General features: G+C 71.0%; 21 protein-coding genes, 1 tRNA gene and 1 pseudogene. 12 read left to right on the top strand and 11 right to left on the bottom strand.

The window, feature by feature from the left end; all coding sequences use genetic code 11:
• Position 1: 1 nt before the first annotated feature.
• Complete coding sequence (locus IT371_01805; protein ID MCC6746362.1) at positions 2-2,116, bottom strand: protein kinase; 2,115 nt, start codon at positions 2,114-2,116, stop codon at positions 2-4.
• Between the two features lie 228 nt (positions 2,117-2,344).
• Between IT371_01805 and IT371_01810 the strand changes: the two genes are divergently transcribed.
• The 4 genes from IT371_01810 (at position 2,345) to IT371_01825 (ending at position 5,834) form a co-directional block, all read left to right on the top strand.
• Entirely contained in the window at positions 2,345-2,551 is a 207-nt protein-coding gene (locus IT371_01810) for a hypothetical protein (GenBank protein MCC6746363.1), read from the top strand.
• Complete coding sequence (locus IT371_01815; GenBank protein MCC6746364.1) at positions 2,548-3,288, top strand: hypothetical protein; 741 nt, start codon at positions 2,548-2,550, stop codon at positions 3,286-3,288. The genes IT371_01810 and IT371_01815 overlap by 4 nt, the downstream gene beginning before the upstream one ends.
• A 67-nt stretch (positions 3,289-3,355) precedes the next feature.
• Positions 3,356-5,605, top strand: a complete 2,250-nt coding sequence (locus IT371_01820; GenBank protein MCC6746365.1) for a hypothetical protein — start codon at positions 3,356-3,358, stop codon at positions 5,603-5,605.
• Between the two features lie 131 nt (positions 5,606-5,736).
• Positions 5,737-5,834 (top strand) — tRNA-Sec (locus IT371_01825).
• Between the two features lie 33 nt (positions 5,835-5,867).
• Here the strand turns inward: IT371_01825 and IT371_01830 are convergent.
• Positions 5,868-6,245 carry a hypothetical protein gene (locus IT371_01830; GenBank protein MCC6746366.1) on the bottom strand — a complete coding sequence of 126 codons (378 nt, stop codon included), beginning with the start codon at positions 6,243-6,245 and terminating at the stop codon, positions 5,868-5,870.
• 761 nt (positions 6,246-7,006) lie between these two features.
• Between IT371_01830 and IT371_01835 the strand changes: the two are divergent.
• A pseudogene (locus IT371_01835) lies at positions 7,007-7,105 on the top strand (Kazal domain-containing protein).
• A gap of 464 nt (positions 7,106-7,569) precedes the next feature.
• On the opposite strand, the gene IT371_01840 reads toward IT371_01835, so the two are convergent.
• Together IT371_01840 and IT371_01845 are read right to left on the bottom strand one after the other, a co-directional pair.
• Entirely contained in the window at positions 7,570-7,794 is a 225-nt protein-coding gene (locus tag IT371_01840; protein ID MCC6746367.1) for a zinc ribbon domain-containing protein, read from the bottom strand.
• Between the two features lie 45 nt (positions 7,795-7,839).
• Complete coding sequence (locus tag IT371_01845; GenBank protein MCC6746368.1) at positions 7,840-9,039, bottom strand: hypothetical protein; 1,200 nt, start codon at positions 9,037-9,039, stop codon at positions 7,840-7,842.
• A 143-nt stretch (positions 9,040-9,182) separates the two neighbouring features.
• Between IT371_01845 and sppA the strand changes: the two genes are divergently transcribed.
• A complete protein-coding gene (sppA, locus tag IT371_01850) occupies positions 9,183-10,874 on the top strand; it encodes a signal peptide peptidase SppA (protein ID MCC6746369.1) in 1,692 nt (563 codons plus the stop codon).
• A 33-nt stretch (positions 10,875-10,907) separates the two neighbouring features.
• Positions 10,908-11,165, top strand: a complete 258-nt coding sequence (grxC, locus tag IT371_01855) for a glutaredoxin 3 (protein ID MCC6746370.1) — start codon at positions 10,908-10,910, stop codon at positions 11,163-11,165.
• 65 nt (positions 11,166-11,230) lie between these two features.
• Here grxC and IT371_01860 read toward each other — a convergent pair whose 3' ends face one another.
• Together IT371_01860 and IT371_01865 are read right to left on the bottom strand one after the other, a co-directional pair.
• A complete protein-coding gene (locus IT371_01860; GenBank protein ID MCC6746371.1) occupies positions 11,231-11,761 on the bottom strand; it encodes a redoxin domain-containing protein in 531 nt (176 codons plus the stop codon).
• Between the two features lie 53 nt (positions 11,762-11,814).
• Positions 11,815-14,232 (bottom strand): HEAT repeat domain-containing protein, encoded by a 2,418-nt coding sequence (locus tag IT371_01865; GenBank protein MCC6746372.1) that lies wholly within the window; start codon positions 14,230-14,232, stop codon positions 11,815-11,817.
• A 155-nt stretch (positions 14,233-14,387) separates the two neighbouring features.
• On the opposite strand from IT371_01865, the gene IT371_01870 reads away from it, so the two are divergent.
• Both IT371_01870 and IT371_01875 read left to right on the top strand, forming a co-directional pair.
• Positions 14,388-15,662: a TonB family protein gene (locus tag IT371_01870; protein ID MCC6746373.1), complete on the top strand. Its 1,275-nt coding sequence runs from the start codon at positions 14,388-14,390 to the stop codon at positions 15,660-15,662.
• Between the two features lie 84 nt (positions 15,663-15,746).
• On the top strand, positions 15,747-16,853 hold the full coding sequence (locus IT371_01875) for a TonB family protein (GenBank protein ID MCC6746374.1): 1,107 nt from the start codon (positions 15,747-15,749) through the stop codon (positions 16,851-16,853).
• Between the two features lie 4 nt (positions 16,854-16,857).
• On the opposite strand, the gene gcvPB is transcribed toward IT371_01875, so the two are convergent.
• Genes gcvPB through gcvT form a run of 4 tightly spaced genes read right to left on the bottom strand, consistent with a single transcriptional unit; the run spans position 16,858 to position 21,270 of the window.
• A complete protein-coding gene (gene gcvPB, locus IT371_01880) occupies positions 16,858-18,318 on the bottom strand; it encodes an aminomethyl-transferring glycine dehydrogenase subunit GcvPB (protein ID MCC6746375.1) in 1,461 nt (486 codons plus the stop codon).
• Positions 18,319-18,335: 17 nt separating this feature from the next.
• On the bottom strand, positions 18,336-19,709 hold the full coding sequence (gene gcvPA / locus IT371_01885; protein MCC6746376.1) for an aminomethyl-transferring glycine dehydrogenase subunit GcvPA: 1,374 nt from the start codon (positions 19,707-19,709) through the stop codon (positions 18,336-18,338).
• A gap of 9 nt (positions 19,710-19,718) precedes the next feature.
• Positions 19,719-20,105, bottom strand: coding sequence for a glycine cleavage system protein GcvH (gene gcvH / locus IT371_01890; protein MCC6746377.1), 387 nt, complete (start codon positions 20,103-20,105; stop codon positions 19,719-19,721).
• Positions 20,106-20,151: 46 nt separating this feature from the next.
• Entirely contained in the window at positions 20,152-21,270 is a 1,119-nt protein-coding gene (gene gcvT / locus IT371_01895) for a glycine cleavage system aminomethyltransferase GcvT (GenBank protein ID MCC6746378.1), read from the bottom strand.
• A gap of 136 nt (positions 21,271-21,406) precedes the next feature.
• Here gcvT and IT371_01900 point away from each other — a divergent pair, with 136 nt between their 5' ends.
• The 3 genes from IT371_01900 to IT371_01910 are packed head-to-tail and all read left to right on the top strand — an operon-like array spanning position 21,407 to position 25,290.
• A complete protein-coding gene (locus tag IT371_01900; protein MCC6746379.1) occupies positions 21,407-22,429 on the top strand; it encodes a hypothetical protein in 1,023 nt (340 codons plus the stop codon).
• Positions 22,430-22,469: 40 nt separating this feature from the next.
• Positions 22,470-23,915, top strand: coding sequence for a D-alanyl-D-alanine carboxypeptidase/D-alanyl-D-alanine-endopeptidase (gene dacB, locus IT371_01905; protein ID MCC6746380.1), 1,446 nt, complete (start codon positions 22,470-22,472; stop codon positions 23,913-23,915).
• Between the two features lie 43 nt (positions 23,916-23,958).
• Positions 23,959-25,290 carry a replication-associated recombination protein A gene (locus IT371_01910; protein ID MCC6746381.1) on the top strand — a complete coding sequence of 444 codons (1,332 nt, stop codon included), beginning with the start codon at positions 23,959-23,961 and terminating at the stop codon, positions 25,288-25,290.
• Between the two features lie 24 nt (positions 25,291-25,314).
• Here IT371_01910 and IT371_01915 read toward each other — a convergent pair whose 3' ends face one another.
• Positions 25,315-26,199 (bottom strand): decaprenyl-phosphate phosphoribosyltransferase, encoded by an 885-nt coding sequence (locus IT371_01915; GenBank protein ID MCC6746382.1) that lies wholly within the window; start codon positions 26,197-26,199, stop codon positions 25,315-25,317.
• Positions 26,200-26,212 lie beyond the last annotated feature (13 nt).

A 26,212-nucleotide genomic window follows, 5' to 3' on the forward strand; every position in this document is an offset into this window, starting at 1 on the left:
CTCACCGTTTCAGGAGCGCCACTGCGGCCGCGAGGCGGACCACCTCCTCGCGTGCCTCGAGCGCCGCGGTCAAGTGCTGCGCAGCCTTCGCCCTCAGAGCGGCGTCGTGCGGCGCCGGACTGGCGTCACCCGCTCGCCGGGGCTGGGTCCCTTGTCCGACCCCCGCATCACGCATGCCACGGGGAGCGTCCAGAAGGTGACTCAACGCCAAGGCGCTGGCCGCAGCCAGCTCAGCATCCGAGGAACTCAGTGATTCTAACAGAAGGGGGGCCCCCCGCGAATCTCCGAGGTGCGCGAGCGCGACGGCCGCCCGTTGCCCCACGGCGCCCCCCTGCCGCAACGCCGCCTCGAAAACGGCCTGGGCCGGCCGGGGTGCGTGCGGAGCCAGCGCCTCGGCCGCCCCCAGGCGAGACTCCCAATCTCCCTGGTTCAGGTGGCGCAGCAGGCGCGCGCGCGCGTCCGCGGCGGCCGGGGCGGCGCCGAGGCCGGAGAGGTACCCCAGTGCGCGGCGTTCGAGGCTCGGGTTGGTGCCGTCGAGATACCCCTTCCACGCCACGGCGGCAGGGTCGCGGAGGCGTCCGAGCGCCTCGAGCAGCGCCTTCCGGTACGCCCGATCTTGTGGCCGCTGGGAGGCCTTGAGCGCGTGGCGGAGATAGTCGCGTCCCCGCCGGTCCCCGAGCTGCGCGAGGGCCTGCGCCACGTCCACCGCCACGAACGTGTTGAGCGGCTCGTCGAGGACGCGTCGAAGCTCCCGCAGGGTTTCGGCGTCGCGAGCTCCCACCGCGGCCAGCGCGAGCGCGGCCTGCCGCCGGACGTCGGGGTGCCGATCCGCCACGGCGCGGCGAAGCTCCGGCACCATGATGGGGAGCCGCCGCTCGGCGAGCAGAGCGGCGATCTTGGCCCGCGTCTCCGCTCGGTCGGAGGCGAACGCCCCGTCCACGAGCGCCCTCGGCAGAACCACGGTCGGTGCTGCCGCGACCTGTGCGTCGCCTCGCTCCGGGCGCCGGACCGCGCCGTCGGTGCCATGCGACGCCGAGTACTGGGGTTCCTTTCGTCCACGGAGCTTGATCGCCACGATGGCGCCTACGCTCCCGGTGAGCAGGAAGGCCGGCAGCACCCACCGAACGAAGCGCGAGGCCGTCGGTGCGCTCGGCCGCATCGCGTCTGGCGGGGGGCTCTGCAACCCCTCGCTGTACGCATGCTCGAAGGCAGCCAGGAAGTCGAGTAGGTGCGGGAAGCGGCTCTCGGGGTCCGGGTGCATGGCCGTCAGGATCGCGGCGTCGATGCCGCGCGGGACGCGGAGGTCGCGCCGCACGAGGCTCGGGGGCGGCGGGGCCTGCGTGAGCTGGAGCTGCCGCACGGCCGCGTGGGTGGCGCCCGGGTAGGGGACCCGGCCGGTGAGGAGCTCGTAGGCCACGACGCCCAGGGCGTAGACGTCCGTGCGCTCGTCTACTTCGGCGTCTTCGAGCTGCTCGGGGGACATGTACTGCGGCGTGCCCATCGCTCCCGCCGTGTGTCCACGCTCGCGCGGCTGCTCCGTCATGAGCTTCGCGATGCCGAAATCGAGGAGCTTGACGTACTCCTGCGTGCCGCGCGTCCCGATCATGATGTTCTCGGGCTTCACGTCGCGGTGGACGATCCCCTTCGCGTGGGCCGCGGCGAGGGCCTGCCCCACCTGATGCACGACGAAGCGCACCCGGTCGAGCGACTGCGGTCCTCCCTCCTCGACGACGCGAGCCGCGGTGCGGCCGTCGAGGTACTCCATGACGATGTAGAAGCTGCCGAACGGCGTGCGTCCGAAGTCGTAGATGCTGACGATATTGGAGTGTCCGATGGTATTGACGGCGCGCGCTTCCTGGATGAAGCGCTCGACGATGTCGTCGCGCAGGCTCAGCTCGGGTCGCAGCACCTTGAGCGCCACGCGCCGGCCGAGGGCCGGGTGCTCCCCGGCGTAGACGACGCCCATGCCGCCTTCCGAGACCATCGACCGAACGACGTAGGGGCCGAGCTGAAGCCCGATCAGCACCTCGGTGTGATCCACCGTGGCGTGTCGATCCTTCGGGCAGGCCTGCTGGTCGGGGCCGTAGAGGGCGAAGCAGGCCGGGCAAACGCGCATGGTGGGAGCTCGAAGCGGGGCGTCGCTGGTCGCGCGCTCCCTATGCACAAATGGTAGGCAGCGCCGCACGGAGTGTCAAACAATGCTTTGATCATCGGTGGTTCTGGGCGCGACGGGGGCCCCGGTGCCCGGCGGCTCCTTGCCTGCCGTGCTATGCTGATAGGGCGCTTCTGGCCTTGGCGCTCCGTATCACGGTCGAGCACGACCATCCGCAAGGAGGAACGGCCCATGAACTGGCTCATTCGAACGCTCGGTGGCGCGGTGATCGCGGGCCTGGGGTGGAAGCTGGGGGCGGACGCCTACGAGGCGATCAAGAAGCGGATCTCGGAGCGCGAGGGTGAAGAGGGCGACGCACGCAAGGGCGAGGAGGAGCCGCAGCCCGTGCCGGTCGTCGAGCGCGCCGGGGAAGGGAACCGCCGGAGCGGCGGACGATGACGGGGGTCGCGGGCCTCCGGCTCCTCGGGGAGCGGCGTGCCGTCTCGCTGCTGCTCCTCGGGTTCTATACCTCCGTCTTCGTCGTGCTGGCCCTCGCCCAGGGTGGCCCGTGGCTCCGCTGCTTCCTGGCGCTGGCCGCGACCTACGGCCTGGCCTTCTTCGGCCTGGCGGCCGAGTGGTTCTGGGCTCGGTGGTTCGCCATGGGCCTGGCCATGAGCGGTGTGACCACTGCGCTGCTCGGGTTCGTGACCGTCGGCTGGAACGTGGGCCTCGCCATCTGGGGCGGGATGCATCTCCTGATCTACGCACCGCTTCTCGGACGCGGCATGGCCGACCGTTACGAGAACCAGTCGGCCTGGCGGGCGCGCTACGGGCTCGACGATCACGGCGTGGCGCGCATCAAGCGCGCGGTCAACGGCGCGGCCACGGCGCTGCCGACGATGATCTTCTACACGCTGGCGCCGCGGCAGGACCAGGCGCTGGCCGCACTCCTTCTCGCTGGCGCGGCGGTCGGGCTCTTCGGCCTCGTGCGCCTGCGCGTCTGGGGCCTGGCGCTCCTCGCCACGACGGCGCTCGGCCTGCTCTTCGTCTCGGCGGCGCCGGTCTCGCTCCTCTCGCTCCCCTTCAGCGGGGCGCTGGTGCCCGTCCTCGGGCTACGCGAGCTGGCGTTCGTGGCGCTCGCCTTCGCGGTGATCCCCTTCGCCGGGCCGGCCTATCGGTATCTGCGGGCGGCCTGATCCTCGACGACAGCGTGTCAGGATTGCGGTGTGTCGTGCGTCTGAGGTGTGGAGGAGGAGGCGCCACATGGTCTGCCGTTCACGTCGCGTTGCCCTTTGCGTGGCCGTCCTTGCCACGGCCTTCTTCGGGCTGACCGCCCACGCTCAGTCGAACGTCACGCTCACTGTGACCCTGCCGGCGGCAAACGGCGGCCCGGTAGGAAACAGCGTGAAGGTCTCCGCGATCGTGACGTCTACCTATCAGGTCCTGTCCGTGACCGTGACGGCCGCGGGGACCACCACGCCGCTCAGCTCCCCGAGCGGGGGGACCTACTCGGGCACCCTTACCTTGCCGACCATGGCCTGGGGGACCTCGGTGCCGCTGACCTTCGTGGCTACCGACGTCTACGGCGGTTCGGCCACCGTGGTGCGCACGATGGTCTTCGACCTGCCCCCCCGGGTGACCATCGGCGCGCCGCTCGCGGAGACCGTGGCGCAGCCGACGCTCACCGTGACCGCCACCTGCGCCGACGACAACCCCGCGGGGTGCGCCTCGTTGAAGGTGACCTTGCGAGGCGACACCCTCTCCTCGGGAAAAGCCTCGGTGAACCAGGTGATCTCACTGGCGAGCTACAACGGGCAGCGGGTGCAGCTCTGGTACGAAGCCAAGGACTCTGCCGGGCAAATGGACCTGACGGCGTACGGAGGGGACTATCCCTCGCGCTTCGTGTTCGTCGAGACCAGCCCCTATCTCGTGCTGCTGGAGACGGTGCCGGGCGCGATTCGGGACGTGACCGCGGACCGGATTCTCTATTTCACCGCCTCGACGGTGGGGGTGCGGCCCCGTGCGGGTGGTTCTGACCTCACGCAACCCCTCACGTACGGCGGGGATCCGCCGGTTCGATGGGGCCGGCTCACCCGTACCGCGGTGATCTATCCCGACGGGGCGACGATGATGGAGTGGAAGGGCGGGACGGTCAGCGGGGTTGGTCCCGTCTATTCCTGGCCGAACCTCGCCGCTGCGGGGGACTACGCGGCCTGGTGCAGCGCCACCCCTTTGGGAGTCGGCACCGCCAGCGTGATGCTGCGGAACACCGCCACCGGGCAGAACGTCACCATCACCGGCCCTTCGAATACCTGCGGGGCGATCGCGCCCGCCGCGAACGGCGACCTGGTCTACCGCTGTACATACTACAGTTGGACCGACGAGCTTTGCCGATATCGGGGCGGGACGACGACGCATATTTCGAGCGGCATCGCCTATCGCCCGCTCACCGACGGGGTGAACGTCATCTACGCCGAGGGTCACGGCTATCGCTATATTTCCACAGGCTTCATTCCCGCCGGCGGTGTTCCCACGACGATTTCTCCCTCCAGCGACCGCAAGTACGTCGGTGCCCCCTACGAGTACCAGGTCGCCGGGGGCTGGACCGCCTTCACCCAACCCGTCACCGGGGGCACCGCGCAGGTCTTCCTGCGCGCGCCGACGGGCGTGATCACCCAGATCAGCTTCCTCGGCGTCTCGACGGTCGTGGATTCGCTGAGCCCTGAGGGGTACGTCACCTTCGCCGCCGGCGGACGACGCTACATGCCCGTGGCGAGTGGGCCACCGCTGGACGTGGGCTCCGACCTGGCGGGGGAGAGCTGGCGCTTGGAGGGGGCAACGGGGCAGCTCGGGATCAGCTATGGCGGCACGCACTGGTTCTCGGGACAGCTCCACGTCGCCATCGGCCGGAGCTTGTTCCGGGTTAACGCCACTCCCGCGCCGCGACCCGACGGGGGCGTGGTCGGTGACGCCGCGGCGGCGCGAGACGCTGCCGTGGCGCGCGATGCGGGGGGCAGCTTCGACGCTGCGGCGGTCCGGGATGCGGCGGTGGTCCGGGATGCGGCGGTGGTGCGGGATGCGGCGGTGGTGCCGGACGCGGCGGTGGTCCGGGATGCGGCGGTGGTGGCCGACGCGGCGGTGGTCCGGGATGCGGCGGTGGTGGCCGACGCGGCGGTGGTCCGGGATGCCCACGCAGGGGACGCTGGATCGATCGGGGATGCGGGGCCGCGCGACAGCGGTCCTCGCACGGACGGCGGCGCGCGAGACGCCGGACCCGTCGCGGACTACCGGCAGAGCGACCTGAGCGTCAGGGCCGACGGCTTCCCGGTGGACGGAGTGCCTCGTAGCTCGGACGCTGGCCTCGCGGACGCGACGAAACCCGCCGGCGGTCCGGGCGAGGAGGGTGGATGTGCTGTTCTCCCGCGCGATCTGACCGCCGCCGCTCTCCGTCCGATCGCTCTGTTGCTCTTCGTGCTTCTCCTCGGTCGGCGGCGCCGCGGCCGTCGCCCGTAGCTCGGCTCGTCTCGTCTCGGCCCGGTGCGGGATCGAGGCGGAGCCCACGCGGGGTAGCGCGGGTGCGCAGCGGGCCCCGCGCGCAGCGGCCCCCATTGCTCGGTCGTCGGGCCCGTGGGATGCTGCCTCTCGGAAGCGCGTGTGGTACTGGTGACTGCCTCGGGCTTCAAACCCGATGGGTCCTACCCGAGAGGGTGGGATCGGGGGGTTCGATTCCCCTGCGCTTCCGTCTCGCCCTTCCGTGGCGGAGCCGGTCGCGCGACTACGGGGCCAGTTTGCCCTTGAACTGGTACGTCTGCTTGTTGCGCTTGGCGTCCAGGACGACGAAGAGCCCTTCGACGGTTCCTGCGTCCTTCAGCACGGCGTGGAAGGTCTTCAGGTCCTTGCCGGCCGACGGGAGCTTCAACCGCAAAAAGTCCCGCATCCGCGACGCGGTGACGCCCACCTTCGCGAAGCCCAGCTTCTTCAGGGCGTCGAGCTGCACGCTGGTCCCGTCGAACACGAGCTTGTCGGTCGACTTCTCCTTGGCGTTCATGACGACCTCGACCGCGTAGGTCCGGGGTCCGGCCGCTTCCTCGGCCTGAGCGCTTCCGCCGACGAGCAGCGCGGTGACGGTCAAGAACAAGCTCGTACGATGCATGTTTCCTCCGGGGGCGTGAGTGCCTGGCCGGACAGATTGATCCCATCCCACTCCCCGCGCAAGCGGAGGTGTCGCGCCGGCTTGACAGGCCGCCTCGAGGTCTGTCAGGCGAGCTTTACACCGCGCCCGCCGTCGGCCGGCCAACGCGTCGAATTCCGCGCGCTTCGACCTCCGTCCCCCAGGTGGCCCGCAGGTTGCTCTATGCCGCAGCGGACCGAAGGACGTCGGAGTCGCCGACGCCCCCAAGGCCTGCTCGTGCGCGGCCCCGCTGGCGGGAGGTGGGGGCGCGCTCGCCGAACGGATGAGCGGACCCGCGAGGAGGAAGCATCATGCATCGATGTCGTCACTGGATAGGCGCTCTGTGCGCTGGGGCGTCTCTGGCACTGCTGGTCACCGCGTGCGGCGGGACGGGCGAGCCTCCACCGACCGAGGAGAATACGGGCACGGACCGCGGGGCGCTGAAGGCCGATCAGCTCCGCGGGTCCTGCCGCAACGGTTGCGGTCGAAAAGGCACCGGCAACTGTTGGTGCGACGAGCTGTGTGTGATCTACGGGGACTGCTGCCGGGACAAGGCCGCGCTGTGCGGCGCTTCGACGCCCAAGACCTGCACGACCAACAAGGAGTGCCCCGCCAGCACCTACTGCTTCTTCGAGAAGGGGTGCGGGGACGAGACGGGACCCGTGCCGGCGATCTATCCGCCGCCGCCTCAGCCGTCGACCAAGGGGACTTGCAAGGTGAAGCCCCAGGTCTGTCCCATGCACTACGCGCCCGTCTGCGGCTGTGACGGGAAGACCTATGGCAACGCCTGCGGGGCCGCCGCGGCTGGCACGAGCGTGCGCAGCCCGGGCGAGTGCGCGCCAGTCTGTCCGGCGCCCCCTCCGGCTCCGTCGTGTCCTCCGGGGAGCAAGCTCGTGGAGGTCAAGGACGCAAACGGCTGCATCCTGCGCTACGAGTGCAAGAGCGGGTTGACCCAGGCCGAATGCCAGGCCCTCAACACGAAGTACGTGGCGGAGCTTCAGGCGGCGCGCAAGTGCAACCCCTTCGTCGAGGCCCTGCAGTGCCACGTGGCCAGGACAGATAGCTTGAACTGCATGAATTGCACACTCTACGTGAATCCGAGCGCGCCGCTCGACACCCTCGCGAAGCAGTGGAAGGACGGCGGCTGCGCCAAGCACCCGTGGATGTGTCCGATGTACGCCTGCCAGGAGCCGACGGGCGGCGCCTGCGACGCGAAGACGAGCACCTGCCTGCCGGTCTACTGATTCGCCGGCCGCGATCCATCCCACCACGGGCGTCGCCGGGCAGCACCGACGGCGGCGGACGCTTAGCTCATGCCGCAGGAGCCGGGGCCCCCTGGATGGCCGCACCCCCGGCATCCCTCGGGGATGGCCGCCCCTTCACCCTTGGCGCTCACGGCGAATACCGAGAACTGCTTCTCGAGCTCCTTCTCGGGGGCGCTACACGACGGACAGCGGACCTCGGTGGACGGGTAGACCAGCTCTTCAAAAGCGTGGCCGCATTTGCCACAGCGGTATTCATAGATGGGCACGGCGGAACTCCTTTCGCTGCAGTATGGCCTGGGGCCGACCGCGTGTCATGCCTCGGCGGGGGGCCGGGTGCGCGTCCGGGGCGGGGCGGCTCCAGCGAGGCGTGAGCGCGCGACGAGGTCCGCCAGCCGCTGCACGTCCCGCGTCACGGCGGCCTCGGGGGCCTCGGAGATGAGGAGCTGCCCGCCATTGATGGCGTGGATGACGGTGGTGAAGTCGTTACTCACGGTGGCGTCCACGGGGTGGCCCAGCGCTTGACCCACCCCCTGCTCGTCCACCGCGCCACCCGCCTGGAAGCGGTTCACCACCACCTTGATCCGGTCGTCCGGGTAGCCGAGCTGCCGGAGCGCGCCGAGACAGCGGGCGGCGCTCTTCAGCGCGGGCACGTCCGGAGTGAGCACGGGCAGGATGGCCGTGGCGCTATCCAGCGCGGCCAGCGCGTGTTCCCCGAGGTCGCGGAGCCCGTCCACGACCACGTAGTCGAAGTGCTGCTGGAGCAGCCGCAGCAGCTCGCCGAGCTCCGCGGGCTCGGGGGAGCGCAATGGCGCGCCCTCGTCGGCGCGACCGAGGGCGAAGATGCCGCTGCGGTGGGCCGGGATGGCGCGCAGCAGGGACGGGCGATTCGGCCGCTGCGACTCGTCGAGGAGGTCCCCGAGGGGCGATGGGCTCGGCAGGTCGAGAAAGGCGAGCACGTCGCCCATTTGCAGGTCGAGGTCGAGCACGATCACCGAGGCCGCCGCGTTCTCGCTCGAGGCCCTCAAGGCGCCCGCCAGGTTGATCGCGAGGGTGGTGGAGCCGGCGCCCCCCTTGGCGCCCAGGAGCGCCACCACCGCACCCAGACCGAGCGCCAGTCTCATCTCGGCCGTGGGCTTCCGAGCCAGCCACTGGTCGCACAGTCCTTGCACAGCGCGACGCACCTCGTTGCCGCCGGGCTCGAGCAGCGCAAACTCCTTCGCTCCGGCCCGCATCGCGCGGAGCACCGTGTCCACGTCGCGCTGCTCGCCGACGACCATCGCCGAGCACCCCTTCACGCGCGCGAGCTGCCGGCAGAGGGAGAGCGCCACGTCGGGGCTGGGGCCGAGGGCGAGGACGGCCACGCACGGCAGCGACTGGCGCACGAGCTCGAGCGCCATCCTCAGGTCCGGCCCCACGGTCCGCAGCGGCGCGAGGTCCCCGAGCGACTCGCGCAGCCGTCCCTCGTATTCAGGGGGGGCGCCGACGAGAATCACGGTGGGAACGGCAGCCATGTGGACTCCTCACTACGAGGCATTCTATGTCAGCGGTCGCGGGCCTTCAATCGGCGGAGCCGCAGGAGCCGAGCCATCGCGGGGTGCGCCGCCGCCGCGGAGGGCGTCGCCTCCCGTGGCCGAACGGCGCATACTCACGCCCCATGCTGCGACTCCCGCTGATCCTGCTGGCCAACCTCCTCGTGAATCTGCTGGTCGCTCCGGTGGTGCTGCTGCGCCGTCTGGGTCGGCCGTATTTCGTCGAACTGACGCTGCAAGGGACGGTCGAGGCCCGCGACGACGGCGGTGGCTTCTGGCGGCGTTCACGTGGCTGGTCCGTCGAGCGGGTCGAGCGCCTCGTGACGCGTCTCTGCGCCGACCGCAAAGCGGCGGGGCTCGTCGTGCGCGTGCGTGGGCTGAAGGCAGGGCTCGCTACGCTGCGCGAGCTGCGGGAGACCCTGCTCCGGCTTCGCTCTTCGGGGAAGCGGCTCGTCTTCCTGCTCGAGGAGGCGGGAACGCGCGAGTACGTGCTGGCCACGGTGGGGGACGAGCTGCTGATGCCCGAGGGGGCGCTCCTCGACCTACGGGGCATGTCGGCCGAGTTCTTCTACTTCGGCGGTCTGCTGCGACGCCTCGGCGTGGAGGTGGAGATCGGTCAGGCGGGACGCTACAAGAGCGCCGCGGAGCGCCTCGCACGCGCGGAGATGAGCCCTGCCAGCCGCGAGGCGATGGAGCGCCTGCTGGAGGTGCTCTTCGAGGAGGCGGTGGTCACGATCGCCGAGGCGCGGCGCGTGACCGTGGAGCGCGCGCGGGAGCTCGTGGACCTCGGCCCCTACGACGGACCGTCGGGGGTCGCCGCAGGCCTGCTCGACGCCACGGCCTTCGCCGACGAGTTGCCCGCGCGATTGGCGCCCGCTCGAGGTGGTCGCGCCCAGATCGTTCCGGCGGCGGCCTACGCGCGTCGCCTTCGCCTCCGCTGGCGACCGCTGCTGCGGCCGCGGGTCATCGCCGTGCTCCCCTTGCAAGGGATGATCGTGGGTGGCGAATCCGTTCGTTTCCCGCGGCGAGCGGTAGGAGACCAGACCATCGCCGCGGCGCTCGAGAGGCTCGGCCGGACCCGTCGCGTGGCGGGCGTGGTGTTGCACATCGATTCGCCCGGGGGCGGGGTGACGCCCTCGGAGCTGATGTGGCGCGCCGCCTCGAGCCTGAGAGAGAAGAAGCCCGTCGTGGCCTCGCTTGGGGACGTGGCGGCATCCGGGGGCTACTACGTGGCGGTGGCGTGCTCGCACATCGTGGCCCAGGCGGAGACGATCACGGGCTCGATCGGAGTCCTCACCGGGAAGGTGAGCGTCGGACCGCTACTGCGTCGCCTGGGAATCGGGTGGCACCGGATCCGCCACGGAGCGCGCGCAGCGCTGCACGGCGTGGGTGCGCCGCTCGAGGAGGCGGAGCGCGAGGCGTTGCGCGAACAGCTCGAACGGACCTATCGGCGCTTCCTGCAGCGCGTGGCCGACGGGCGCAAGCGGCCGGCCGAGGAGGTGGCTCTGGTGGCCGAAGGGCGCGTGTGGGCTGGTCGGGACGCGGTGGATCGAGGGCTCGTGGACGAACTCGGTGGCCTGGCCCGTGCCATCGAGGTCGCCCGCCAGGCGGCCCGTCGAGCCCCGGGGGAGCCGCTCGAGGCGTTGACCGTGCGTTTGCCGGGGCGCGGAGGCCTCTGGTCCCGGCTCCTCGGCAGCGCTCTCGACGCTCGCCTGGGGGGGCAGGGGCGCTGGGAGAGCCTTCTCGGCGGACCCGCGACCCTGGCGTGGCTCGCAGAGGAGCCCTTGTGGGCCCTCTGGGACCCGACCGTGGACTGAGGCCCGTCAGGGCTCCCGTGCTATGGATAGAGCGTGAAACCGATCACCATCTACACGACCACCCACTGCAGTTACTGCCGTCGGGCCAAGGATCTGCTGCAACGGCTCGGGCTCGCCTTCACCGAGGTGGACGCCACGGGGCGCGATGACCTGCGTCAGGAGCTAGTGGACCGCACCGGCCGGCGCACCATGCCGCAGATCTTCGTCGGTGACGCGTCCATCGGCGGCTACGACGACCTGGCGGCGTTGCACGCGAGCGGTCGCCTCGACGCGCTGGTCAAGGACGGCTAGGAACATCCCCGAGGACGAGCCCTTCGTCGCCCCGTGTTCTCGCGCGCGGTCGCCCTTCGCCGAGGCTAGCGCCTCTCCTGGGCTCGGATGACGGATTCGACCTGGGCCAGCGCCGGCGGTTTCAGGTGACCCTTGGTGCGGTAGCGGATGACTCCCTGCTTGTCGATCACGATGATCGTCGGCAGATCGTCGCGGACGACGTCGAACTGGTCAGCGAAGAACGTGTACCACTCGAGCAGGACCCGGTGGTGGGTTCCGGCGGGGGCGAACTTCCGGATCTGGGAGATAACGGCCCGGCGGGGGAGGTACCAGGGCTTGTCGGCCACCACGACCTGAAAGACCTCCACCCGCGTCCGCTCGAACTGCTTGAAGAGGGCGTGGGACCACTCGCGGCAGGGAGGTGCCGAGGGGCGCGTGCGGCCGATGACGAAGACCGTGACCTTCCCGCGGAGCTGCGTGCTGGTGACCGCGCCCCCGTCCAGGGTGTTCAGCCGAAACCAGGGGGCCGGCATGCCCACCTGAGCGCGTGAGGCGCTGGCGGCGGTCCAGGGGCTGAGGAGCAGGAGCGTGGCGAGCGGGGCGGTGAGGCGAGGCATGCGAAAAATGTACTGGCAACCCGCCCGAGGGCCAAGTACCGGGATCACGCTGGCTAGCTGTTGCCCCCCTCGGCCAGCACGGAGAGGCTCCATAGGCTTTGCCTGAGCCCCTTGCTGGCGTCGTGATCCGACGCCGTGCGAACGGCCCAGTGGGCCAGTGCCGCCTCGTAGTGCACCAGCGCGCGTGCGGCGGCCTCGCGGATCTCCTTGTCGAGGTGGGAAAGCGCCAGGCGGGCGAGCCAGGGCACCGCGCGTTCGGTCGGCCGAATGGCGGCGGCCTCGACGGCCCGACGTACCTCCTCGACCTTGTCGGAGCCGAGAGCCGCCACGAGCTTCTCGGGGCTGGCCCCCCTCAGGTAGTTGAGCTGGATGAGCTGGCTGCGCGTGGTCGCGTCGGCCTCGCCCTTGGCGGCCCGCGCCACCACCGCCAGGTCGCCGAAGGTGGCGAGCGCGACGACGGCAGCGTAGCGAAGCTCGCGCTCCGCCGCCTTGGTGGCCTGCTGCAGGGGCCCCCACGCGCGGCGGTCCTTCAGAGTCCCGAGCGACACGGCCGCCTGGAGTCGCGCGGCCGCGTCCGTGGAGCGGAGCTGCAACAACAGCGCGTTCAGCTCGAGCGCCGACCGCGCGCTGCTCCAGCGCTGGGTCAGCTCGGCGTGGCGCCCGAGGATCGCCTGGCGCGTGGTCGCGTCCTGCTCCGCCTGACCGGCCAGCGCGAGCTGCTGCAGGGCGCGCTGGTCGGCGAAGCGGGCCAGCACCGCCGCCGCTGCCGCGCGCACGCGCGCGTCGGCATCCTTGAAGAGCAGATGTTCGAGCACCTGACGGACCTTCGGGTTCGGCGAGGGGTGCAGGCGCTGGACGGTCTCGACCCGCTGCGACGGCGTCCCGCTTTTGGCCCGGGCGAGGTTGGCCTCGAGCCGCGCGAGCCGCTGTCGCTGCGCCCCTTCGACGGCTCGGAGAACGCTCGCGTCCCCGTCGGTGGCGTGGGCCACCGACAGGCCGATGTCCACCAGCGGATGGTCCACGTCTCCGAAACAGCGGGCCATGGCCGCACGGATCGGCGTGTGCTTGTCCACCCAGAGCAGCCGGACCAGGGCGCGGTAGGCGTTCGGGACCTGAAGCGCGCAGAGCGCGACGCCGGCTTTCAGTCGCACGGCCGGCGAGGCGTCCACCGTGGCCGCTAGCTGGGCCGAGATCCACGCCTCCTGCGAGGGGCTGCGCGCCGCGCCGACTGCTGCTTGCCGGCGCACACCCTCGTCGGAGTCCGTGGTGGCGGCCCTGCGAAGCGCCTCGAAGACGCGCGGCTCGCCGTACGCGCCGAGGACGCGGGCGGCGGCGAGACGCACCGCCGTGGCCCGCTCCGTGGCGAGGACGGTCACGAGCGCCGGTACGGCAGTGGCGGCGTCGCATCCACCGAGCTGCTCTACCACTACGCGGCGGACCTCCGGGTCCTCGTCCGTGACGCGCTGGGCCCGAGCGACGCACGCCGCCCGCGTACGCGAGGTGGAGAGGGCCTTCAGCACCGCGGCGCGCACCCTCCCCGAGCGGTCTGCGGTGAGCAGGCGCTCGTAGAGGGCCTGCACGGCCGGTCGCCCCGCGGGTGCGCCCAGCGTGGCGAGTGCGGCGATCCGGAGCGCCTCGTTCTTGTGCGCCTGCGCGAGCTCGACGAGCGAGGCCTCGCTCGTGGCGGCTGGAAGCTGCGTGAGCGTACGCAGCCCGGCGAGCTGCATCCGCACCTCGGGTTCCGTACGCATGGACCGCAGGATCCAGGGGGTGGTCGCGGGATCCTTGAAGTAGGCCAGCACCTCGAGAGCCGCCCCGCGAACCCGCTCGTCCGGATCCTGGCTCAGCGCGTACTGCGCCACCTCGAGCGTCTTGCGGCCGTAGGACGTGGCCAGGATCCTGAGGGCGTCGGCGCGCACGCTCCAGAAGGGGTCCCGGCTGGCCATATCCCACGCCCGCCGTCGAAGGGCGGCGCTGCGGAGCCGCGCCAGCTGCCGAAGGGCCTTCAGCCGCACGTGGCCATGGGGGTGTGACAAGTAGGTCAGCAGGCGAGCCTCCGACCGCGGCAGCGCAGCTCCGGCAGGCAAGGCGCCGGCCTGTTCGTGGCACCGGACCCGCGCCCCGCGAGAGAAGGCGGCCAGGCCCTTGCGGGTGGCCGGATCCGGATCGCAGGTCGAGGCCACGGTGAGGGCCTGCCGCACGCCCTTGCCCGCGGCGCGCGAGAGCAGGGTCGCAGCGGCCTGCCGCAGGCGGACGTCCGGATCCTCGATCAGCGCCTGGGTCAGCGCCTGTCGCGCGCCGTCGTGCGTCTTGAAGCGCGCGAGGCGTCCCACGGCGGCGAGCCGCGTGGCGGGATCCAGGGCGGAGAGCGCCGCCACCTCCGCCTCTGGTCCAGGTTCGAAGCGCGGCACCTGCGCGAAGGCCGGGCCGGGCGTTGCCAGAAGAAACGCGATGAGGATTCGTTTGCGCATGGTTTTCGCCATACATACGGTGCTCATCAACCCACCTTCCCATCCATCGTAGGGGCGGGATACGCCCATCTCCGGTGAAACGCAACCGTGGAAGGAGGACGCGCGGGGGTCTAAACTCGTAGGAAGAACCGACGAGCCTTTCACTACGGATGGCGATGCGCTCTCTGACTCCGGCCCTGCTCGTGTCCGCGACGCTGCATGTGGGCGCGGGGGTGCTCGGCGTGGCCCTCTGGCGCGGCCGATTCCCCGACGAGCGGCGCGTGGAGCTCCGGGACCTGGAGGTGGATCTCGTCGAGCGGGAAGCGCCAGCAGGGAGTCGTCCGCTGGCGCCGCCAAAGCGTCCGCCGCTCGTGCCGCAGCTCGGCGACCCGGGTGAGCGCCTTCGCTCCGGGCCCGCGGATTCGCTGGCCGAGGCCTCGCGGGCCGGAGCCGTGGGCGGAAGGGGAACGCCTCGACCTGCGCCGACCCCGCTCGTGGGTGATGACCTCGACGACCTGCGCTTCCGGCCGGCGAACCACTGGGATCGGGACACGCCGCAGCGGATCCGTACCGCGCGAGCCGCGGTGAGCCACGACAATCGCCGGACCACACCGAACCCGGCCGAGGCGCTGCACGTCCTGTCGGGCACCGGGCGGGCGCTCGAGCGGCCGGAGAGGGCGCGCCGCCGCAAGCTCGCGCAGCCGCGAGCGGCCGCGACAATGGGGGCCTCGTCGGGGGCGCGGGGGGATGGGGCCTCGCCGGCGCGGCCTGCCGGGGAGCGCCTCGCGGCGGCCGGGGGCGAGGTTCGCGCGGGGCGCCCTTCGGCGGGAGTGTCGCAGCGGGGGGGGGGCTCGGAGCGCGGTCCGTCGGGCCTCACGCGGCTCGCCGAGGACGGACAGCCGCCGGCCGCGTTCCGGCGCCCGGACCTGCCGAAGGCGGTGCCCGGGGTCCAGACCCGCTTTCGCATGCGCAACGTGGCGGACCAGCGCAATCGCTCGCTCTCCTCCACGCAGCGGATCCCGGACCGGGCCGACCTGGCTCGGGCTCACGGGACGGGACGCGCGTCGGGCCAGGGGCTCGGCACTCCGGCAGGCCGCGCCGGAGATCCGCAAGGGGCGCGCCGGGGCGTCGCGTTGTGGCTGAACACCGCGGACCGCCGGTATCTGGACTATTTCCAGAGCATCTACCGCAAGGTCCACCCGCTCTGGCACTTCCCCCGGGAGCTCGAGATCGCCCTCGAGCAGGGGGACGTCCTCGTGCAGTTCACGTTGCAGGCCGACGGCCGCGTGCAGGGCCTCGAGCTCCGGCGGTCGTCGGGCTTTCCCGCCTTCGATCGCGTGGTACTCGCCGCCATCCAGAGGGCCGCGCCGTTCCGACCGATCCCGCGCGGCCTCGGTCAGCGTCTGACGATCTTGGCTCCGTTCGAATTCTCGAACCCGCTCGTGCGTTGACCGGCTGCGGGGCGCGCTCGCCACGTCGTAGCCGCCCCTTCCGGGACGCACTACAATAGGAAGTCGGGACGAGATACGAAGCCGATGCGAGGCACGAGAAAACCACGCCGGATCGTGGGGTTCGTGGGCCTGTCCCTGCTGGCCCACCTGAACCTCCTGCTGCTCGTGGGGGCGGTGGTTTCGGCGCGTCCGGAAGGGTGCCAGGGGACGTCGCAGGCTGTGAGCTCGCCGGTCGAGGTCTCGCTCGTGGCTCCCGAGGACCTCAAGGCGGCGGAGCGCGCGCGCGAGGCCTTCAAGAAGCAGGAAGAGGCCGAGCAGAAGAAGGAGAAGGACGAGGAGGGGCAGGTGGTGGACCTTCCTCCGCCCGCCGAGGAGAAGCGACCGGAGAAGTCCCGTTTTCTCTCCGAGCATGATTCGCGGGTGCAGAAGGAGACGAAGGGGCCGCCCATACCCTTTCGGCCCGGGCGCGTGATCGCCAACCGGCCGCAGCCTCGGGTGCAGCCCCCGGGACCGAGCCCCTCGGCCGCCGAGCGCGCCCAGACGGAGCGCAAGGTCCTGAGTCTGGCCATGCGCACCCCGAGCCGCCCCGAGCTTCCGCGCTCCCCGCTTCCGCGGGCCTCGAAGGGGGACGAGCCGTCGCGAGAGGAGCGCCCGAGCACTCCGGGCCCCCGCGCACCGCCCGGAGCCGCGCCGCCGCGCCCGGCAGGAAACGTGTCGCTGAAGGAGTTGAAGCTCAGCGACGGGGAGCTGGCGAGAGTCCTCGGCTCGCGCGTGAACGACGCCCTCTCGGACGTGGACGAGGGGGAGACGACCCTCCTCAATTCGAAGCGGTGGCGCTTCGCGTCCTTTTTCAACCGCGTGAAGCGTCAGGTCGCCGAGAACTGGCATCCCGACCGCGCGTATCAGCGCCGCGACCCCTCGGGCAACGTCTACGGCTTCAAGGACCGCCTAACGATTCTGCGGGTCAAGCTCTCCCCGCAGGGGAAGCTCAAGTACCTCCACATCGAGAAGGCCTGCGGGGTGGACTTTCTCGACGACGAGGCCATCGCGGCCTTCAAGGCGGCGGAGCCCTTCCCCAATCCGCCGAACGGCCTCGTCGACCCGAAGACGGGGCTCATCAACTTCCGGTTCGGCTTCCTCTTCGAGATCTCGCGTCGCCCGAGCTTCCGGATCTTTCGCTTTCACAACTGACGCGTCACGCGGCGGGCGGGGTCCAGCGCAGCTTGGGCTGGCGCGCGGCCAGCGTCTCGTCGAGGCGGCGGAGGCCCGTGGTGTGTGGGGCGTTCTTCACGCGCTCGGGGTCCTCGGCCGCTTCGCGGACGATGGCCTCCACCGCGGCCACGAAGCGGTCCAGCTCGGCCAGGGTCTCCGTTTCGGTGGGCTCGACCATGAACGCGCCGTGCACCACGAGCGGGAAGTACACCGTCGGCGGATGGTAGCCGTAGTCCATCAGGCGCTTAGCCAGGTCCAGGGTCGTCACGCCGCTCGCCTTCAGGTGCTTGTCCGTGGCGACCACCTCGTGCATGCACGCCTCGGGGAAAGGCACGTGCAGGGACTCCTTCAGGCGGGCACGCAGGTAGTTGGCGTTCAGCACCGCCATGTCCGTCACGCGCCGGAGTCCCTCGCCGCCGTTTTCGCGCAGGTAGACCCAGGCGCGGAGGAGCGTGCCGAAGTTGCCGAAGAAGGCGCGCACGCGGCCGATCGACTTCGGGCGGGCGTAGTCGGCGACGTAGCGGGAACCCGCGCGCTCCACCGTCGGCGTGGGGAGGAAGGGGACGAGCTTCTCGGCGATCCCGACGGGGCCCGCCCCCGGCCCACCGCCTCCGTGCGGGGTGCCGAAGGTCTTGTGCAGGTTGTAGTGCATGACGTCCACCCCCATGTCTCCGGGGCGGAAGCGTCCCATGAGCGCGTTCAGGTTCGCGCCGTCCATGTAGACGAGGCCGCCCGCGCGGTGGACCACCTCGGCGATCTCGGCCAGGTGTCGCTCGAAGAGCCCGAGGGTGTTCGGGTTGGTGATCATGATCGCCGCGACGTCGTCGGAGAGGGCGGCCTTGACGGCGTCGGGGTGCACGAGCCCGTCGGGCCCGGAGGGGACCTGCACCGTGTAGAAGCCGTTCAGAGTGCACGACGCGGGGTTCGTGCCGTGCGCCGAGTCGGGGATGAGCACGCGCGTGCGGCGCTGCCCGAGGTCCTGGTGGTAGGCGCGGATCATCATCAGGCCGGTGAGCTCGCCCTGGGCGCCTGCCGACGGCTGGAGGGTCACGCGAGAGAAGCCCCCCACCTCGGCCAGCATGCGCTCGAGGTCGTACATCAGCTCGAGCGCCCCCTGCAGGTCTTCCTCGGGCTGGTACGGGTGCAACCGGTTGAAGCACGGAAAGCCCGAGGCTGCGTCGGCGCACTTCGGGTTGTGCTTCATGGTGCAAGAGCCGAGCGGATACATCCCCGTGTCGATGCTGAAGTTCCACTGCGACGCGCGCGTGTAGTGGCGCACGACCTGCGGCTCGCTCACCTCCGGCAGCAGGGGCTCGCGGAGGCGTCGCAGCTCGATGGGCCACGCTCCCTCGAGCGTCACCTCGGGGACGTCGAGCGCCGGGAGCGAGGCGCCGGTCCGGCCGGGCTCGCTCTCGGCGAAGATGGGCTCTTGATGGTGAAGCAGTCCGCGGGTGGGCTCGTTCACGCGTGCTCCTTCAGCGCCTGGATCAGGCGGTCGAGGTCGGCTCGTCGATGGGTTTCGGTGACGCTCACGAGGAGCGTGTCGGCCAGCGCCCGGTCGAAACGGCCGAGCGCCACGCCGGGGACCAGGTCGGCGCGCTCGCGCACGCGCGTCACGACGGCCTGGGCGTCTCCTCCCGGCACCCGCACGGCGAACTCGTTGAACGAGGGGGCCCGGGAGCGAAGGGCGTAGCCTGGGAGCGCGCCGATCGCCTCGCGCGCGTAGCTGGCCTTGGCCAGGTTCAGCTTCGCGAGCTGCCGGAAGCCCGTGCGACCGAGGAGCGAGAGGTGGATGGCGAAGCGCAGCGCGAGGAGCGCGGTGTTCGTGCAGATGTTGGAGGTGGCCTTCTCCCGCCGGATGTGCTGCTCGCGCGTGGTGAGCGTCATGACGTAGCCCACGCGACCGTCGCGATCGACCGTCTGGCCCACCAGGCGGCCGGGCATGGCGCGCGCCGCTTGCTTGCCCGAAGCCGCGAAGAGGCCCACCCCGGGGCCGCCCAGGTTCGGCGGGCTGGCGAGGCTGATCCCTTCGGCGGCGGCGATGTCGGCGCCCATCTCGGCCGGGGACTTGAGCAGCGCCAGGGCCAGGGGTTCGGTGCAGACGACCACGAGGAGGGCGCCCGCGCGGTGCGCTGCCTCGGCTACCGGGGTGAGGTCCTCCACTACGCCGAGGAAGTTCGGCGTCTGCGCGACCACGCAGGCCACGGTGTCGTCGAGCCCCTGCGCGAGGGCGCGCGGGTCGGTCTTTCCCTCGGCGTCGAGCGGGACGCGCCCCAGACAGTGGCCCTCGGCCTCGAGCCCGGCGAGATAGGTGCTGCAGGTTTCGCGGTACTCCGGGTGCACTCCGTCGGTGACCAGCACCCGGCTGCGTCCCGTGAGGCGCCGCGCCATGAGCGCCCCCTCGGCCGCGGCCGAGGCGCCGTCGTACATGGAGGCGTTGGCGATCTCCATGCCGAGAAGCTCGGCCACCATGGTCTGAAACTCGAAGATCGAGAGCAGGGTCCCCTGCGCCAGCTCGGCCTGGTAGGGCGTATAGGCCGTCGCGAACTCCCCGCGCAGGCTCAGGGCGTCCACCGCCGACGGAATGTGGTGGCGGTAGAGTCCGGCGCCGACGAAGGCCAGGAAGCCGGAATCGCGGCTCTGGAAGCGGTTCCTCTGGCCGATGGCGCGCAGCTCCTCGAGGAGCTCGGCCTCGCACAGGGGCTCGGGGAGCTCGAGGGGCCGGCCGTGCCTCAGGCCTTCCGGAATGCAGGTGAAGAGCTCGTCTACCGAGCGGACGCCAATGACCTTCAGCATCCGCTCTACGTCGGCGGGGGTCTGCGGCAAGTACCTCATGGGGTTTTGCTACTCCGCGGCGGCCACGAGGGCCTGGTAGGCGGGGGCGTCCATCAGCTTGTCGAGCTCGGCCGGCGCGGAGACCTCGAGTTCGACCAGCCAGCCGTCGCCGTAGCAGGCGTCGTTGACGAGCTCCGGCTGCGCCTCCAGGCGGTCGTTGATCTTCGTGACCGTGCCGCTCACCGGCGCGTAGAGGTCGGAGACCGACTTGACGGATTCGATGGTGCCGAAGGGCTGGCCGGCCTGGCACTTCGCGCCCACCTTGGGAAGCTCCACCATCGTGATGTCGCCGAGCTGCTCCACGGCGAAGGCGGTCACCCCGACGGTGACCTTTCCGCCGCTCGAGCGGGCCCACTCGTGATCCTTCGTGTAACGCAGGTCCTTCGGGAAATCCATGCTCGTGCTCCTTGCTGGCGGGAAGGGTTCGGCGCGCGGCCGGTTGTCAGGGATTCGGGCGCTGGTAGAAGGGTCCCCGCACGACCTCGGCCTCGACGGCCTTGCCGCGCACATCCACGTGGAGGCGGGTGCCGAGCTCGGCGAGCGCCGTCGGGACGTAGGCCAGCGCGATGGCGCGGCCGAGAGTCGGGGACATGGTGCCGCTCGTGACGTGGCCCACGGGGTCCTGCGGAAGGCCGTCGGACTGCGCCCGGCAGACCGGGTGCCCGTGCCGGGCGATCCCCCGCCCGCGCATCTCCAGGCAGACCAGGCGCCGCGAGAGCCCCTCCGCCTTCTGCCGCGAGAGGACGTCTGAGCCGATGAAGGTGCGCCCCTTGAGCTTCACCGTCCAGCCGAGTCCCGCCTCGAGCGGGCTCGTGGTCTGGTCGATGTCGTTGCCGTAGAGCATCAGCCGGGCTTCGAGGCGCAGCGTGTCGCGGGCGCCGAGGCCGCAGAGCTTGAGGCCGAAGGCGCCGCCGGCCTCGACGATCGCGCCCCAGAGAGCGGGGGCGTCGTCCGGGCGGCAGAAGATCTCGTAGCCGTCCTCGCCGGTGTAGCCGGTGCGCGAGCTGACGCAAGCGATGCCCGCCGCGGTGCTCGCCGCGAAGTGAAAGGAGGGGAGCTCCGCCACCTGTTGGCCGGCGAGACGGCTCCAGAGTGCCGCGGCCCTCGGCCCCTGGAGCGCGACGAGCGCCCACTCGGCGCTGCGGTTGGTGACCGTGCAGGCCTTCCCCGTCTGCTCGGCGAACCAGGCGTAGTCCTTGTCCACGTTTGAGGCGTTCACCACCACGAGCACCTTGTCTGCCGAGTGACGGTAGACCAGGCAGTCGTCGACGATCCCGCCGTCGGGGTAGCAGATCGGCGTGTAGAGGATCTGGCCGTCAGAGAGCTTGCAGACGGCGTTCGTCATCAGCCGGTCTACCGCCGCGAGGGCGCCCGGCCCGGTGAATTCCACCTCGCCCATGTGGCTCACGTCGAAGAGCCCGCAGGCGGTGCGGACGGCCTGGTGCTCGTCGATGATCCCCGTGTACTGCAGGGGCATGCGGAAGCCGGCGAAGTCCACGATACGGGCCGAGGCGGACTGGTGGGCGGCGAGAAGCGGGGTGTTCTGGGGTTGGCCGGTCATCTTTCTCCTCGGACGCGGCGGCGCGAGCGGCCGGAAGCATAGAACATGCGCCTGCAGGGTCAAGCGCGTCGCGCGGTGCCCTCGGCAGGCCGGACTGTGCTATCCGTAGGCCATCCGCAGAAAGGGTGCAACGACGATGAGCACCGAACGCGACAATCAGATGGTCTGGGACGGGCGATCGCCCGGTCACTACGAGGTCTGGTACCTGACCTTCAACCATCGCGCGAGCGGCACGGGCTTCTGGATCCGCTACACCCTCGAGTCGCCGCTTCCGGGGCATGGGGAGCCCTACGCCCAGCTCTGGTTCGCGCGCTTCGACGCGCAGCATCCCCGTCGCAACCTGGCCCTGAACCGCAAGCTGCCCATCGCGGAGTTCGGCGCGCAGGCTTCGCCCTTCGAGCTCCGGCTGGGCGACGCGGTGCTGCGGCACGGAGCGCTCACGGGGCGGCTCCAGAGCGGGTCCCACGAGATCTCCTGGGACCTCTCCTTCAGCCCGGCCTCGTTCACCCACCGCTTCTTCCCCGACCTGATCTACGATCGATCCTTCGCCGACACGAAGGCCGTGTCGCCCAACCTGATGGTCGCCCTCTCCGGCCAGATCGTGGTCGACGACCGCACCTACACGCTGGTGGACGAGCCCGGAGGCCAGAGCCACCTCTGGGGGCGCAAGCACGCCCACGCCCACGCCTGGGCCCACTGCAACGCCTTTCGCGAGGACGCCACTGCCGGGCTCGAGGTGCTCTCGGCGAAGATCCGGCGCGGCGGCTTCGTCTCCCCGACCTTGACCTGGATGAGCCTCTACCTGGGGAGCGAGGTCTACGCGTTCCGGGAGCTCTGGTCGGTCCCCCTCGCGCGGGCCAGCTGGGAGACGGGCCTCTATCGCTTCTCGGCCCTCGGGCCGCTGGCCAAGGTCGAGGGCGAGTTCCGCTCGCGCCCGGAGGATCTGGTCCGCGCCACGTACGTGGACCCCGACGGGCAGGAGGCCTTCTGCCACAACACGGAGGTGGCTGACGCGCAGGTCACGCTCTGGACGCGGCGGTCGGTCTTCTCGCGCTTCCGGCAGCTCTGCCGCCTCACCGCGCGCGGCACGGGTCACTTCGAATACGTGGCCCGGACCCCCGACGGACGCGTCGAGCGGCAGCACCAGACCATTCGCTGACTTTTTTCGGTCGCGGAGCCCCGTCGCGTAAGATGGGCGGATGCCCCATCGGGCCGTGACCCTCGCGGCGCTCCTCCTCGTGAGCGCCACCGCCGCCGCCGAGGGTCCCGACGAGGCGACGCTACGGCTCAAGCAACGGCTCGCCCAGCTCGCGGGGCAGCGCCTCGGTGGCCGGCTCAGCTACGCCGTGATGGATCTGAAGACGGGAGCGCTCCTGGCAGCGCACGCCGAGGACCGTCCGGCCCCCGTCGCCTCCTGCGTGAAGCTCGTCACCTCGAGCACGGCGCTCGCGCTGCTCGGGCCGGAGTTCCGCATCAAGACCGTGCTCTACGCGGCGCGCCGCGACGGGGGCGTCGTCGAGGGGGACCTGCACCTCAAGGGTTTCGGCGATCCGACCCTTCGCGAGGGGCACCTCTGGCGCATGGTTCAGGACCTCTACGACCTCGGGGTTCGCGAGGTGCGCGGCGGCGTGGTGGTGGACGACACGCACTTCGACCGTCACCTCCTGGCGCCGCTCTTTCGCAGCAACCGTACCGACCGACACTACCGCGCGCCGATCGGCGCCGTGTCGATCAACGAAAACGGCGTGTCGGTACGGGTGGTGCCCGGTCCTGCCCCCGGGCAGCCCGCGTCGGTGATCCTCCAGCCCCGGAGCCGCTATCTGAAGCTCGTGAACCGCGTGCGCACCGTCGGCCCACGGCGGCGCAGCTTCATCGACGTGAAGACCAAGGGCGCGGGAGACGCGACCCTGGTGATCGTCTCGGGGCGCGTGCGGACCGGCTACGCGAGCAAGTGGGTGCGGCGCCGCATCGAGCACCCGAGCCTGCTCGCGGGCTACACGCTCCTCGACCTCCTGGCCGAGCGGGGGATCAAGGTGGCGCAGGAGCGGGTGCGCCGGGGGGCGACGCCGGCTGGCGTGCGCCCGGTGGCCACGCGGTACTCGCCGCCGCTCGCGGTCCTCGTGCGCCACATGAACAAGGTGAGCAGCAACTTCGTCGCCGAGCAGCTTCTGAAGGTCATCGGCGCGGAGGTGAGCGGTCCTCCGGGGAGCGCTGCGAAGGGGCTGAAGGCGGTGGCGCAGCACCTCGCGGGGGCGGGAGTTCCGCCGGGCAGCTACCTGATGCTGAACGGGTCCGGTCTCTACAAGAGCAACCGCTTCACCGCGGCGCAGCTCGTGCGGCTACTGCGGGCTGCGCACCTCGATTTCCGCTACGGACAAGAGCTCGCCTCATCGCTGGCCGTGGCGGGCGTGGACGGCACGCTCGGTCACCGGCTGGCCCGCACGGGGGCCAAGCGCCTCATCCGCGCCAAGACCGGCACCCTGGCGAACGTGATCAGCCTGGCGGGCTATGCCGGCACCGCGAGCGGCAAGGGGCTCCTGGCCTTCGCCATCCTGGCCAGCGAGCTCCCCTCGAGTCGCCTCCTCGCGGCCCGACACCGCGCGGACGAGATGGCGCGGGCCATGGTCGCCTACCTCGAGCGTTGACCCGGGGGCGTGCTATAGCGAACCCGCAGGTCGAGGAGACGCGATGGACCTTTTCCAGCGACAGGCGCAGAGGGAGCGGCGCGGTCAGCCCCTGGCTCAGCGGGTACGTCCGAACCGCCTCGAGGAGCTCTTCGGTCAGCAGCACCTGGTGGGCCCCGGCCGCCTGCTGGCGCGCGTGATCGCCGACGACCGGATCCCGTCGATGATCCTCTGGGGACCCCCGGGCAGCGGGAAGACGACGCTGGCGCAGATCATCGCTCGCAGTACGGGGGCGATCTTCGTCGACCTCCCCGCGGTGGGGTCCGGGGTCCGGGAGCTGCGGGCCGCGGTGGAGGAGGCCGCCCGACAGCGCGACCAGATGGGGCGTCGCACGGTCCTGTTCATCGACGAGATCCACCGCTTCAACAAGGCCCAGCAGGACGCGCTCCTGCCGCACGTCGAGCAGGGGACCGTGATCCTCGTCGGGGCCACGACGGAGAACCCCTCCTTCGAGGTGATCCCGGCGCTCCTGTCGCGGTCGCGCGTCTTGCGGCTCGAGCCGCTCGCCGAGGACGACCTCGTCGGGATCCTGGGCCGTGCCGTGGCCGAGGACGCCGAGCTGCGGCGCCAGCAGGCGGTGGTCCCGGACGAGCTCTTGCGGGGGATCGCGCAGGCCGCCGGAGGGGACGCTCGACGGGCCCTGACCGTGCTGGAGGTGGCGCTCTCCCTCGTGGGACCGGGCGAGACGCTGACCCCCGAGCTCGTCCAGCAAGCCCTCGGTAGCCAGACCTTGCTCTACGACCAGGCCGCGGAGGAGCACTTCAACGTGGCCTCGGCCTTCATCAAGAGCCTGCGGGGCTCGGACCCGGACGCCGCGGTGTACTGGATGGCCCGCATGCTCGAAGCGGGAGAGGACCCGATCTTCGTCGTGCGGCGCATGGTCATCTTCGCCGCGGAGGACATCGGCAACGCCGACCCGCAGGCGCTGGTGCTGGCCACCGCGGCCCTGAGCGCGGTGCAGCTCGTGGGGCTGCCCGAGGGGGTGCTGCCGCTGACGCAGGCCGCGACCTACCTGGCCTGCGCCCCGAAGTCGAACAGCGCGCTCGTGGCCTACGACCGGGCGCGAGCCGACGTGCGCCAGCACGGGGCGCTGCCCGTGCCGATGCACCTTCGCAACGCGCCCACCCGACTGATGGAAGAACAGGGGTACGGGGCGGGCTATCGCTACGCGCATGACCACCCGGGGCACTTCGTCGCGCAGGAGCACCTCCCGGCCCCCCTTGCCGGTCGGCGGTACTACGAGCCCTCGGCGGAAGGACTGGAGTCGGAGCTCGGCCGGCGCCTGGAGCGATGGCGGGAGACCGCGGGGCGGAATGGGCCGGAGCGTAGCGGCTAGTCTCAGTATTCTAGAAGCAGCAATCTAGAACGAATTGCGCCAGTAGATGATCGTCGCCACCACGGCGGCCCATAGCCCGAGGTTCGCCATGAACAGGGGATCTCGCAGCATGGCGTCGGTCGGGCTGTCCGCGACGCCTCGTCGACTGATCAGCTGAAGAAAGCGGACCAGGCCCAGTGCGGCGAACGGGGTGGTGTAGACCAGGCGCGTGGTGCCGAAGAACGCGCGGGTGTGCGGCGAGAGGGTGTAGAGCCCGTAGGCCGCGCAGGTGGCGAGCGCGAGGATCCAGAGAATCGGGCGCAGGTGCTCCTGCCGGTAGCGCGAGAGGACGGGGCGCTGCTCGGCGGCGCGGGTCTCGGGGGCGGTGGCCAGCTCGTGGGCTCGCTTGCCAAAGCCCAGGTAGCAGGCCAGCAAGAAGGTGCAAAGCAGTAGCCAGGGTGAGGCGACGACGCCGATCGCCGCGGCGCCGGCCACGACGCGCAGCAGGAACCCGCTCGCGATGCTCAGAACGTCTACGAAGGGGATGTGCTTGAGCGCGAGCGAGTAGGCGAGGTTCAGCACGAGGTAGCTCGCGGCGCAGGCGAAGAAGGGGAGCCCTAGCCGGAGCGAGAGCCCGAGAGAGACGAGGATCAGCAGGGCCGCGGCGCTGCGCGCGAGGCCGAGCGGCAGTCGGCCGGCGGGGATGGGGCGGAAGCACTTCTTGGGGTGGGCGCGGTCCTTCTCGATGTCGAAGAGGTCATTGATCAGGTAGACGGCGCCCGAGAGCAGGCTGAAGAGCGCCACCGCCACTGCCGCGAGCAGGAGGGAAGGCCCGTGCATGAGCTGCTTGGCGAAGAGGAGCGGTGCCCCGACGAAGAGGTTCTTGAACCACTGGTGGGGGCGCAGGGACCAGAATAGGGCGCGGAGCATCGGAGACTTTTAG

The organism is Deltaproteobacteria bacterium (assembly GCA_020848905.1).
In the GTDB taxonomy this organism is placed as follows: domain Bacteria; phylum Myxococcota_A; class Polyangia.